The organism is Undibacterium sp. RTI2.2, from assembly GCF_035018705.1.
Lineage (GTDB): Bacteria > Pseudomonadota > Gammaproteobacteria > Burkholderiales > Burkholderiaceae_D > Undibacterium.
In genome coordinates this window covers 1-12,445 of record NZ_JASJXN010000021.1, presented here as the reverse complement: position 1 = coordinate 12,445, position 12,445 = coordinate 1, and the positions used below count along the sequence as shown (strand labels likewise).

The following is a 12,445-nucleotide window of genomic DNA, read 5'->3' as shown; positions in this document are numbered from 1 at the left end:
TAGAATTTAGCGTCTTTTTTGTTATAAGTATAGAAAGAATTTTTGTGCGGCGAAATAAATCGCTGTGCAAACAAGTCATCCACCCAGCCGAGCAAAGACTCCATGCCTGATCCACTACAACCGCCCATTCCACCCGCTAACCGGACCGTATTTTTTGTATCGGATGGTACGGGTATTACTGCCGAAACTTTTGGTCATTCAGTTTTAACCCAATTTGACTTAAAGTTTAAGCAAGTTCGATTACCCTTCATCGACACCTTAGACAAAGCGCATGACGCGGCGCGCAAAATTAATGAGGCTTTGGCTGTTGACGGCAATCGCCCTATTATTTTTTCTACCCTGGTTAAAACGGATCTGGCCGAAGTGGTATTTAAATCCAAGGGCATGCATATGGATTTGATCCAGACCTTTGTCGCGCCACTGGAGCACGAGCTGGGCGTGAAATCCAGCCACACCATAGGTCGCAGCCACAACATGACCGATTCGGAAGAATATAAAAACCGGATCGAGGCAATCAACTTTTCATTAGCGCATGACGACGGTCAATCGCATAAAAATCTGTCGGCAGCCGATGTCATTCTGGTCGGCGTATCACGCTCGGGCAAAACTCCGACCAGTCTCTACCTGGCAATGCAATACGGGATTAAAGCAGCGAATTATCCTTTGATACCGGATGATTTTGAGCGTGGCAAATTACCGTCCAACCTGCCACCGTATAAGGCAAAAATTTTTGGCTTGAGCATCGCGCCAGAGCGTTTATCCGAGATCCGCAACGAGCGCCGCCCTGGCAGCAAATATGCGTCTTTAGAAAATTGTCGCTATGAAGTCAACGAAGCCGAAGCGATGATGAAGCGTGAAGGCATACGCTGGTTATCATCCACCACCAAGTCAATCGAAGAAATCTCCACCACAATTTTGCAAGAGATTAAATCGGATGTGAGGATTTACTAAGTAGCTTAAAGTCAAGTAATCATGGCGCTGAGTAGAAGCAAAAACGCAGGGAGTAAATCAGCTCTGCGTTCTTTGTACCTCTGCGTTACGCACTCATTTTCAAGCCAACTCGTAGGTTTAATACCAAAAAATTCCGGCACAAATCAATATACTCCCCATTATTTTTAATAAATATGCCACAGTGTCCAATGATTATATGGACACTTAATATGTACTCACTGGGAGTATAAAAATCATCAAAGGAAAACCTGTAGCTGATTTTCTGCCGAGAAAACCAAAAACAGATATTTTTATGCACACGATAGAACAAGCGGCGTTTGCCGCATGGCCTGCACTGGAGCAACAAGACTTTGGCGGCTGGCGGCTGCGTTTTTCTGAGGGGTATACCAAGCGCGCCAATTCTGCGAATGCCTTAGTCAGGATCACGAGCTTGCCAGAAACACAGATCAAGCACATCGAAGCAATTTTCCACGCACGCAAGCTAAAACCTATTTTCCGCCTGGCGTCTTTTTGTACGTCGCCCGAGGTTGACCAGAGCTTAGAAAAGCAAGGCTATCAGTTTGCCGATTTGTCGCTGGTGATGACAGTCAATTTGGCTGAAAGTCGTATCAACGATATGGGCGATGATGCTCATGAACAGGACTTCCTCATTGAGGTAAAACCGTGGCTGAGCGCTTTCCAAGAACTATCTGGTTATGAGGCAGTAGGACAAAAAATCCATCTGCGAATGCTGCAAGCGATCCAAGGTCAATGCGCTTTTGCGGTATTGCGAGAAGGCGGCCAAATAGTCTGCTGCGGACTTGGCGTGATCACTGGTACACAGTTGGGATTATTTGATGTCGTCACGCATCCCGATTTTCGCGGGCGAGGGTTGGCACAACAACTTTGCAGCAAACTCATGGCATGGGGTAAATCAGGCGGTGCCAGCGATGCTTATCTGCAAGTCGTAGCGACAAATGCAACAGCCATCCGGGTGTATGAAAAACTGGGGTTTAGCCGTTGTTATCATTATTGGTATCGGCTGCATCCTTGATGCCTGTTAGGTAGTCTTGATCAAAAAATCAAAAAAATCAAAAAAATAGAGCGCGAAATTGGCGCTCTATTTTTTATGTAACCTTACAATTTACAGCGATTGTCTGACTTGCTCAAAAAAACAAATTGCCGCACTGGCAGCCACGTTCAGCGACTCGATTTCTGCCCGCTGCGGAATAGTAACGGTGTGGCTTGACAGCGCCATCAAATCCTCTGCTACGCCCTGCCCTTCATGGCCGAATAGCCATGCGACAGGCTGATTTAAATTCACCTGATAAATCGTCTGTGTCGTATGCGAGCTGGTTGCCAGAATCGGTATGCGGGTATTGTTGAGCAAACTGTGCAGATCAACATTCTCAAAAATATTTAGCAAAAAATGTGCGCCCATCCCCGCCCGCATCACTTTAGGCGACCACGCAAAAGCGGTACCGGGACTACAAAAGACATTGCGAATACCTGCGCCAGCGGCGCTGCGCAAGATCGATCCTAAGTTGCCAGGATCTTGTAAATTATCGAGCAAGACTGAGGATTCTTGCAGCAGTGCCGGGAATACCGGATCAGGCGTGGCGATGATAAACATGACGCCAATGCCGTGTTCAACTTGGCTCAACGCATCGTATAAAGCATCAGGCAGGCAAATACATTGCGCTTTTTCGCTACACAGCGAGAGTATTGATTCCACCTCAGGGTGATGGACGCTACCCTCAGAAATAATACAGATTTGCGGTGCGCCCAGATGCTGCCAATATGCCTGACATAAATGCACGCCATCTAGCAAAGTACGGCCAGACTTACGACGCGCTTGCGAGCTGGTGGCAAGCAGCTTCAGTTCTTTAAAGAGCGGATTATCGCGGGAAGTAATTGATTTCATTGAGTCAGAAATTGGGGGCAGTCTTTTGGAAACTAGAGTTTAACAACGCTCTTACCGGCGCATAAGATTTTCTATGAATTGGCGAGACGCCATGTTCACGCAACAAGGCCAAATGTAAGGCGGTAGGATAACCTTTGTGTTGATCCAAAGCGTATTGCGGATACTGCAAATGCAATTGCGCCAGACGGTGGTCACGAGCCGTTTTTGCCAAAATCGAGGCGGCTGAAATAGCTTGTACTTTGTCATCGCCTTTGACGATCGCCTCTGATCGTACCGACATGACAGGACAACGATTGCCGTCAATCAGTGCCAGTGTCGGCTGAATAGTTAAACCTTCTACCGCGCGGCGCATTGCCAGCATGGTGGCCTGCAAAATATTAAGCTCATCAATTTCTTGCTCAGAACATTCGGCAATAGACCAGGCCAGCGCATATTGCTTAATCTCAATCGCTAACTGGTCGCGCTTGGCCTCACTCAGTTTCTTAGAATCGCGCAAACCAGCAATCGGATGCGCAGGATCAAGGATCACTGCCGCAGCCATCACAGGACCAGCTAAGGGACCGCGCCCCGCTTCGTCCACACCACAAATTAATTCGCCTTCATAATCAAACAGTGAGAAGGTGGAGTCGATTTTACTCATCAAAAAATGCTTTCAATTTGGCTTGATCTAAAAAATAATGGCAAATCTGCTGCTCCGGCGCATCGGCTTTTTTACCCACGAGTACTGGTACTAACTCATCATACAAAGCGAGTAAAGCATCGTCGGCATCAACATCCAGCACATGTACGGTGAAGTTAAACTCGTTGGAAAACGCTTGCAACTGCGCCAGCATGTCGTCGCAAAGATGGCAATAACTGCGGGAATAAAGGGTGAATTCGGTCATTTTACTTTGATCTGAGAGGAATATTACCTATACTCCCCGATTATTTTTATCAATACGCCAGATTACCCAATGATCTATTGGACAATTAAAATATACTTACCTAGAGTATATTTTCAGCATTCAAGCCAATCATTATGTAACTGGCGAAAAACTGCCAAACAATTCTGACGTCATTATAAGTGGATAGATTCGGTCTAAGTGACTACTACAGAGGTCTTTCAACCCAGATTTTCCATTGGAACAGCGACAAGTTTGCCTTTGGCGAACTGACTGGCTAGACGCGACGACGACGCAAGCTGCATCTTGCTAGGAGGAGCAACAACGTCAGGCAGTTCGCCAAAGGTGCGATTGTCGCTGTAGCGTTTCCACTCAAATCGCGGTGGTGCTATCCCTCTGAAGAGCGCACGCCGTCTGCGCTTCTGCGAAGTGGTAGCGGTCCAATGGAAAATCTGGGTTCAAGCACTTACAAAAAAACTGCCCACACGAGTGCGGGCAGTTTTTGTTAATGTGGTGACGAACGTAAAATCAAATTACTGAGCAGCAGGACGAATCGGGATGAACTTAGAAATATTGTCCCGGCGGACTAACAAGACAGCAGCTTTTTTCGCATCAAGTTTTGCGACCATAGCAGCGAATTGCTTAGCATCTTTGACATCGACATTATTCAAGGTCAGGATGATGTCACCCTGTTGCAGACCTGCTTGCGCTGCGGGGCCTTCAACAGAATCGATAACCACACCGCTGGCGCCTGGCAATTCTTTCTTTTGCGCGTCGGTCATGTCGGTGACAAAAATACCTAAGACGTTTGTTGCTTGTTCACGCTTAGGTTTTTTATCCGTTTTCGCAGCGACTTTATTATCAGCTTCTGCTTCCGCCACCACAACGGATAACTCACGTGCGGCACCTTTACGCCAAATGGAGATGGTGGCTTTTGAACCCGGCTTCACCATGCCAACAATACGTGGCAGATCGCTAGATTTTTCTATAGCTACTCCATTAAATTTAAGGATGACGTCACCGTCCTGAATACCCGCTTTGTCTGCCGGTGCGCCTGGCTCAACCCGGCTAACTAAAGCACCTTGGGCTTTGGACAAGCCGATAGATTCTGCAACATCTTTAGATAATTCGCCAATCTGCACACCGATGCGACCGCGGGTGACTTTGCCGCCAGACTTTAACTGCTCGGCGACACGCATAGCTTCGTCAATCGGAATCGCGAAAGAGATGCCCATATAACCGCCAGAGCGACTATAAATCTGGGAGTTAATACCGATCACTTCGCCACGCATATTGATCAGCGGACCGCCTGAATTGCCAGGATTGACGGCAACGTCCGTTTGGATCAAAGGCAGATAATCTCCGGTATCACGGGCCTTAGCAGAGATAATCCCGGCAGTAACTGTGTTGTCCAGATCAAACGGGGAACCGATTGCCAGTACCCATTCGCCTGCTCTGATTTTGTCTGAATCGCCAATCGACAAACGTGGCAACTTGCTACCTTCGATTTTTAATACGGCGACGTCAGTACGTTGATCTGAGCCAATCACTTTGGCTTTGAATTCACGCTTGTCGGTGAGTTTAACGTAGACTTCTGAAGCGCCTTCAACTACGTGGGTGTTGGTCAGAACGTACCCATCTTGCGAGATGATAAAACCAGAGCCTACGCCGCGCGGAATTTCTTCTTCTTGCTGCTGAGGTGCTTTTTTACGACCTTTTGGTGTTGGTGCAGGTTGCTGCTTGGGAATGGGCATACCGAAGAAGCGACGGAAAAACTCTTGCATCTGCTCGTCATCCCCGCCCATTTCCATTTGCCCTTGCTGGATTTTTTCTGTAGTGCGGATATTCACTACGGCGGGACTGGTTTTATCTACCAAGTCCGTAAAATCAGGTAAGCCAGTAACTAGGGGAGCTGTTGCAGATGCGGGTGTAGCCTCGGCCAATGTCGCACCCATCACGGTTGGGGCGATAAAGCCAAAACAGGCACTGATCGTTAAAGTGGAAATGACGGTGGAAACAAAATTTTTGACGGGAAAGCGTGGTGTTATTTTCATGGCATCATCACTTAGGTTTAAATTCAATGGAGTTTATGACTTGTTTAATTGCAGCAAATGGTACCTCGCCTACAGCGGTCAACCAATAATCTCCATGACGCTTACCCATGATGGTAACCGCGCCTTGCTGCAAACTACCCTCAGTCCGGCCTTGAGTATCTGGCTCGATAAAGACCGAAATCGCAGCAATGCCATCAGAAAAAATCATTTGTATGACTTCATGAGGTTTAGGCTGACTAGCAGCGGATGCCGCTGCCGTAGTTGAACTATTTGGTGCAATTGACACGGGAATCAAGCGCTTCATCTCACGGTTTTTCTTAAATCCCGCGGGTAAAGCCTTGACTACCCAACCAGAATTAATATTAGGCTGTACTGTGAGGTTTTCAACATGCCATTGTGCCGTATTTTGAAAACTTGGCTTAACGCGGCTCTTATCGATATCACCCAAATAAAGCTGGGTGAAGGCAATTTGCTCTATAACTTCATTTTTTGCATTAACGGTTTGTGCACGTAATAACAAACCTGAGGTCTGATCCATGCACAAGCGATAGCCATAGCGATAAATATCTTTAGGCTCGAAGCTCAATACCTGACATTGGGAGCCTGCTACGCGACTAAGTTCAGCTTTTTTAATCGAGTACGATTCTGGCAAGGATTGTGCATTGCTGGTGAGCAAAGAAGGGAATACTTCTTGGGTAACTTGTTTTTCAACCTGTATGGTTTTACTTTCAGGCAGATAACAAGTTACCTCGTCATTATGTCTAACGTATTCTCTTGGCTTGCCATCCAAAATTTCTAGTTTTTCTAGCTCGTTATTGGCTTCCAACAAATGCGTAATGCGCGAGGTGCGCATTTGATTCGCTTGCTGATATACGAAGGTGCCAGAATAATTAAGCTTTTGCGCTGAACTTTGCATCTTACGCAGCAGGCTTGGTATGTCCTGCGCTTCCTGACTTTGCGCATATAGCAAAGGACTCGCAGCAATACCTGCAATCAGCAAAAATAAAGGAAAACTTGAACGCGGCAACAGCATAGTGTCTATTTTTCCGATACTAAAGAAGCGGGAGCTGCAGAACTGGAATAAGGGACGTTAGCACGGGTTGCGTACTGCGTACCATTTTCTATAGGCGGAGAAAATTTCTGATGCGCCTGTAAATAACTATCCAGCCGAGGATCACGCAACATTTCTATCTGATCGGATAATTTAGCTTTTACTTCCGGTGCGGTGGTATTAGAAACCAGCTGTACTAAATCTCCATTTGTCAGAGATGAATTTTGTAACGCTGAGCTTGGCGTATTGACTGGCGCATTCATCTGGGCGACATTGGCTTGAGTATTGAGATTAGCTTGCAAGTTATCACCACCTAAATTGGATGGTATTTGCGGCACTAATACAAACGCAAGCAACACAGCTGCAGCAACACCCGACATTGTCATGTAGCGAGAAAAACGCGAGCGATTGGTGAAGCTCAGCGTTGGCTCTGCTGGAGTCGAACTTACTTGACTTAGCTGGCACTGTGGCGCGAGGACGACAGGTTCAGCGTCTAGCAGCGCTTTCATTTTTGAAGAAAAATCAGCACTTAAGTTAAACGACAAATCATCAGAGCGCAATACATCACCAATCTGATGATAAATTTCCCATGCTTCTTTCGATTCCGCGTGATCTGCAGCGCTCAGGCTGGCAAGCGCCATATCGAGTTGTGCATCAGTTAGCTCATTATCGAGCAAAGCTGAAATGCGCTCTTGTTTAGTGGTATCTGTCTTCATGATCTTATCCGCAATTTTTACTACTTAATATATTCAAATCTACTTTGTCAGTCTGTCTTATCAGTGTTCGACGCTGCCTTAGTCTGGCTTCACCATCGCTGATCCAGAGTTGTCCCCAGCATGGGACGCAACTTCTCAGCGATCGCCTCCCTTGCCCGAAAAATGCGGCTTCTCACGGTGCCAATCGGGCACAACATGACTTCTGCAATTTCGTCATAACTCAAACCTTCAATTTCACGCAAAGTAATCGCATTACGCAATTCTTCTGGCAGGGCAAGCATTGCATTATTCACAGTATCTGCGATCTGCTTACTGGCCAACAAAGACTCTGGTGTATTGATATCCCTTAGTCCGTCCGCGTCGACAAAAGTTTCTGCCTCTTCGATATCAGCATCTGTCGAAGTTGGTGCACGCCGTCCTTGCGTCACCAGATAATTTTTAGCAGTATTCACACCGATTCTGTACAACCAAGTGTAGAAAGCGGCATCTCCACGAAAATTCCCCATCGCGCGGTAAGCTTTAATAAAAGATTCTTGCACCACGTCTTCAGCTTCTGCCTGATCATGGACGAGACGAGACACAAGCCGCATGAGTTTCCTTTGATATTTAGAAACCAATAGCTCGAATGCTTTTTTGTCACCACGCTGGACGCGCTCAACAAGTAGTTGATCAATCTCGCGCTCTGTCGTCACTCACTGTTTCCTATTTTCGGGAGAATTTAAACGCGATATGCTGTGTAGATCACATACACCGGTTAAAAGTTCCCAGGTTGTGCTGCTGTATTTTTCTGCGCCTGCTGATGAATAGCAATCCAGCGCAACGCTACGGATAATTTACGCCAGGTGCGCGCATCAACGCAGTCAGGCAAAATGGGAACAATATGTATGCGCCGTCCCTGATCATCTTGCGACTGCAAATGTAGCAGTAACAAATGCGGCCATAAAGTAGTTGCGTCAGTCATGGTAACCACATATGACTGCCATGCGTCGGATTGTTTTATAAAGCGTCGCAAGATAATTCTGCCAGAAGCGGCAATATCTATTTTTACTGAAAAACGATTATTTAAGAATGCCATAAATCGATAAGCTATTAATACTAGACTTACGAATATTAATAACAACCGAAAAAATAAATGCCAACTTAGTTGCCACCCAAACGACCATACACTGCACACAACGATACCAGTTACCAGAACACACATACAGGCGGTCGCTAATAATAAGCAGCGTGATGGTGCAATAGTGGCAGACAGGCTTATCGACATGAGTCACCAAAAGAAAGCGGCACTTCGTTCCTAAGAACTGAAGTGCCGAATTATTTCATTTAAACTGGCAAATTAGATTTGCAAATCAATTACAAAAATAGTGATTTAAACTTTACCAAAAATTAATGTGCCGTTTGTACCACCAAAGCCAAAAGAATTTTTCATCGCAAATTTGATGTTCATTTCTCTAGCCGTATTAGCGCAGTAATCGAGATCGCATTCTGGATCTTGATTAAAAATATTAATTGTTGGTGGTGAAATTTGATGATGCAGCGCCAAAACGGTAAATACAGATTCCAAACCACCAGCGCCGCCTAATAAATGTCCGGTCATCGATTTGGTCGAATTGACCGTTATTTTATAAGCATAATCACCGAAGGTTGCTTTGATCGCATCTGTTTCATTCTTATCACCTAAAGACGTGGACGTACCGTGTGCATTTAGGTAGTTAATTTGATCAGGATTGATTTCTGCATTTTTCATTGCATTGACCATACTGCGACGAGGCCCATCCATTGATGGCGATGTGATGTGATACGCATCTCCACTCATACCAAAGCCTAGCACTTCTGCATAAATTTTGGCTCCGCGTGCTTTGGCGTGTTCGTATTCTTCCAGCACCATGACACCGGCACCCTCACCTAAGACAAAACCATCTCTATCCTTATCCCATGGACGGGATGCAGTAGCTGGGTCATCATTACGTGAAGAGAGTGCGCGAGCAGAAGCAAAGCCGCCTAAACCCAGTGGAGAAATAGTAGATTCCGCACCCCCAGCAATCATGACGTCAGCATCACCGTACTCGATCATACGAGCGGCAGAACCAATACAATGTAAGCCGGTAGTACAAGCAGTAACAATCGCCAGATTTGGCCCTTTTAAGCCAAACTTAATCGATAAGTGACCAGAAATCATATTAATGATTGAGGCAGGAACGAAGAACGGGCTGATACGACGTGGGCCACGCTCAGTCAAAATATCTTTAGTTTCTTCAATCAGTGGCAAACCACCAATCCCAGAACCAACGATTACGCCGATACGTTCAGCATTTTCTTCAGTAACGTTAAGACCACTATCGCGGAAAGCTTGCATTCCAGCAGCCACACCGTAATGGATAAACGTATCCATATTGCGAGCTTCTTTAGCGGGGATGTATTCCTCGATATTGAAACCTTTAACCTCTCCCGCAAAATGCGTAGAGAAAGGTGTTGCATCAAATTTGGTAATAGTGGCAATACCGGATTTGCCTGCAGTTACGCCACCCCATGCATCGGCAATAGTATTGCCAACTGGGGAAACGCAACCGAGACCGGTGACCACGACACGACGTTTAAGCGTACGGCTCAAGCGCTTCTCCTGGACTTGAAAACTGGTTATGCTTAGATTTCGTCGCGGCAATACAGCGATGACCGCAGACGATTACATGACAACTCAAAAGGCTTAAAGCCAATATTAGACCTTAACGTGCGCAGTAGCGTAGTCGATTGCTTGTTGCACAGTAGTAATTTTTTCAGCTTGTTCGTCAGGAATTTCCATTTCGAACTCATCTTCAAGAGCCATGACCAATTCAACTGTATCAAGGGAATCAGCACCCAGATCATCCACGAAGGAAGATTCGATTTTGATGTCTGCTTCAGCGACGCCCAATTGTTCAGCGACGATTTTCTTAACGCGTTGTTCGATATCTGACATGTGATTCTCCATTAGTGGTTTCAGAAAGTGCGCGCATTTTAGCAGGTTTGCGCGCAAAAAAAGCAAGTAAGCATTTTACAGGCATATCTCCGCTTATTTGCAGCGATTAACCCGATAAATACCAATAAAACTAAATTAATCGAAATTAACTTAAATACATCCCGCCATTAACATGCAACGTTGTACCGGTAATATAACCCGCTGCAGGTGATGCGAGAAAAAGAGTTGCGGCTGCAATATCTTCCGGCTGCCCTAATCTAGCCAATGGAATTTGCTGCAGAATTGCCGCTTTTTGATCGTCTGTCAACGATTTGGTCATGTCTGTGTCAATAAAACCAGGCGCGATACAATTAACTGTAATGTTACGGCTACCAATTTCACGCGCCAGCGCACGACTCATACCGGCAACACCAGCTTTTGCGGCTGCGTAGTTCATTTGCCCAGGGTTGCCAGCAGAACCGACGACTGAGGTGATATTGATGATACGCCCGTGTTTCGCCTTCATCATACCGCGCAATACGGCGCGTGAAAGACGCCCGACGGAACTTAGATTAGTCGAGATAACACTATCCCACTCCTCCTCTTTCATACGCATCGCCAATTGATCTTGGGTAATACCAGCATTGTTAACCAAGATAGACAAGCAGCCAAATTCTTTTTGAATTTCTTCTACCAAAGAAGTGCAACGTGCGACATCGTTGACGTTCAGAGCGACGCCCTTACCTGCATTTGGCCCCACTTCAGCAAGATATTCTGAAATCACGGCGGCGCCAGATTCAGATGTGGCAGTACCAATCACGCGCGCGCCAGCTGTAGCTAAAGCAATGGCTATGGCCTTACCTATACCGCGAGATGCACCAGTAACAAGTGCAACCTGATTTACTAATTGTTGTGTCATTTTAAAATTTCCATCACCTTTTCTAACGACGCCTGATCAAAGATTGCATCGCTAATCAACTCACCATTAATGCGCTTGGTCAAACCAGTCAACACTTTGCCCGGTCCGCATTCAATTACATGCGTCAATCCGCTAGAGCCAATTTTTTGTACTGTTTCAACCCAGCGCACAGGACTTGCTGCCTGACGCACCAGCGCGTCTTTGATTGCAGCAACGTCATTAATAATCGCCACATCGACATTATTTATCAAAGGAATAACCGGCGCAGAAAAATTCAAACCTGCCATACAATCCCGCAATTTATCAGACGCAGGCCTCAGCAATGAAGAATGAAATGGCGCTGAAACAGCCAAAGGCAAGGCGCGCTTTGCGCCTTTTGTCTTTGCAATCTCACAAGCCCGCTCAACCGCAGCTATATTACCTGCGATAACAACTTGTGCCGGAGCATTAAAATTCACCGCCTCGACCACTTCATCTGCGTGACCTATGATCGCTTCGGCGCAAGCCGCGATTACATCTTCGTCTGACAATCCCAAAATAGCGGCCATACCGCCATGACCAACGGGCACAGCGTCTTGCATGGCCTGCGCACGAAATCTCACCAATGGCACTGCATCTTTAAACGCGATCACGCCGGAAGCAACTAAAGCGGAATACTCACCCAAGCTATGTCCTGCGACCAACGCAGGCATGGCACCGCCAGCCGCAATCCAGGCGCGGTAACAAGCTACCGCTGCTGTCAGCATCACAGGCTGAGTATTGGTCGTTAAATCAAGTAATTCTTTTGGGCCACCGGCAATCAATTTACCCAAATCGAACTGCAATGCATCCGACGCTTCAGTAATTGTTTGCTGCACAATATGATTATCGGCAAAGCCGTTTAACATGCCAATGGCTTGCGAACCCTGCCCTGGAAAAACAAATGCAAATTGAGTCATAGATTTTAAAAAGTCTCTGTGAGACCTTTGCATGACAGCCTTAATCAGAGCCGTTTCAGCAAAGGTTGAATTTTTAAAAAATAAAATGATGCTTTTT

At 46.2% G+C, this 12,445-nt stretch carries 14 protein-coding genes; 2 read left to right on the top strand and 12 right to left on the bottom strand.

The window, feature by feature from the left end; all coding sequences use genetic code 11:
• The first annotated feature begins 102 nt into the window (after nucleotides 1-102).
• Both QN395_RS12850 and QN395_RS12845 read left to right on the top strand, forming a co-directional pair.
• Nucleotides 103-951, top strand: coding sequence for a pyruvate, water dikinase regulatory protein (locus QN395_RS12850; protein ID WP_322119301.1), 849 nt, complete (start codon nucleotides 103-105; stop codon nucleotides 949-951).
• A gap of 292 nt (nucleotides 952-1,243) precedes the next feature.
• Nucleotides 1,244-1,984 (top strand): GNAT family N-acetyltransferase, encoded by a 741-nt coding sequence (locus QN395_RS12845; RefSeq protein ID WP_322119302.1) that lies wholly within the window; start codon nucleotides 1,244-1,246, stop codon nucleotides 1,982-1,984.
• Nucleotides 1,985-2,074: 90 nt separating this feature from the next.
• Here QN395_RS12845 and QN395_RS12840 read toward each other — a convergent pair whose 3' ends face one another.
• The 12 genes from QN395_RS12840 to fabD all read right to left on the bottom strand — a co-directional run bounded on the left by QN395_RS12840 (nucleotide 2,075) and on the right by fabD (nucleotide 12,348).
• On the bottom strand, nucleotides 2,075-2,854 hold the full coding sequence (locus tag QN395_RS12840; RefSeq protein WP_322119303.1) for an RNA methyltransferase: 780 nt from the start codon (nucleotides 2,852-2,854) through the stop codon (nucleotides 2,075-2,077).
• Nucleotides 2,855-2,858: 4 nt separating this feature from the next.
• Nucleotides 2,859-3,494, bottom strand: coding sequence for a ribonuclease HII (rnhB, locus tag QN395_RS12835; protein ID WP_322119304.1), 636 nt, complete (start codon nucleotides 3,492-3,494; stop codon nucleotides 2,859-2,861).
• Complete coding sequence (locus QN395_RS12830; protein WP_322119305.1) at nucleotides 3,487-3,738, bottom strand: glutaredoxin family protein; 252 nt, start codon at nucleotides 3,736-3,738, stop codon at nucleotides 3,487-3,489. The genes rnhB and QN395_RS12830 overlap by 8 nt, the downstream gene beginning before the upstream one ends.
• Nucleotides 3,739-4,268: 530 nt before the next feature.
• Complete coding sequence (locus QN395_RS12825; RefSeq protein WP_416200112.1) at nucleotides 4,269-5,789, bottom strand: DegQ family serine endoprotease; 1,521 nt, start codon at nucleotides 5,787-5,789, stop codon at nucleotides 4,269-4,271.
• 7 nt (nucleotides 5,790-5,796) lie between these two features.
• Nucleotides 5,797-6,822, bottom strand: coding sequence for a MucB/RseB C-terminal domain-containing protein (locus tag QN395_RS12820; RefSeq protein ID WP_322119306.1), 1,026 nt, complete (start codon nucleotides 6,820-6,822; stop codon nucleotides 5,797-5,799).
• 5 nt (nucleotides 6,823-6,827) lie between these two features.
• Complete coding sequence (locus QN395_RS12815; protein ID WP_322119307.1) at nucleotides 6,828-7,556, bottom strand: sigma-E factor negative regulatory protein; 729 nt, start codon at nucleotides 7,554-7,556, stop codon at nucleotides 6,828-6,830.
• Nucleotides 7,557-7,645: 89 nt separating this feature from the next.
• Complete coding sequence (gene rpoE / locus QN395_RS12810) at nucleotides 7,646-8,248, bottom strand: RNA polymerase sigma factor RpoE (RefSeq protein WP_322119308.1); 603 nt, start codon at nucleotides 8,246-8,248, stop codon at nucleotides 7,646-7,648.
• A 62-nt stretch (nucleotides 8,249-8,310) separates the two neighbouring features.
• A complete protein-coding gene (locus QN395_RS12805) occupies nucleotides 8,311-8,820 on the bottom strand; it encodes a protein YgfX (protein WP_322119309.1) in 510 nt (169 codons plus the stop codon).
• Between the two features lie 105 nt (nucleotides 8,821-8,925).
• Nucleotides 8,926-10,167, bottom strand: coding sequence for a beta-ketoacyl-ACP synthase II (gene fabF / locus QN395_RS12800; protein WP_322119310.1), 1,242 nt, complete (start codon nucleotides 10,165-10,167; stop codon nucleotides 8,926-8,928).
• 105 nt (nucleotides 10,168-10,272) lie between these two features.
• Nucleotides 10,273-10,512 (bottom strand): acyl carrier protein, encoded by a 240-nt coding sequence (gene acpP, locus QN395_RS12795; protein WP_322119311.1) that lies wholly within the window; start codon nucleotides 10,510-10,512, stop codon nucleotides 10,273-10,275.
• Nucleotides 10,513-10,657: 145 nt separating this feature from the next.
• A complete protein-coding gene (gene fabG / locus QN395_RS12790; protein WP_322119312.1) occupies nucleotides 10,658-11,410 on the bottom strand; it encodes a 3-oxoacyl-ACP reductase FabG in 753 nt (250 codons plus the stop codon).
• Nucleotides 11,407-12,348, bottom strand: coding sequence for an ACP S-malonyltransferase (gene fabD / locus QN395_RS12785; protein ID WP_322119313.1), 942 nt, complete (start codon nucleotides 12,346-12,348; stop codon nucleotides 11,407-11,409). Before fabD ends, fabG begins: the two co-directional genes overlap by 4 nt.
• Between the last annotated feature and the right edge of the window lie 97 nt (nucleotides 12,349-12,445).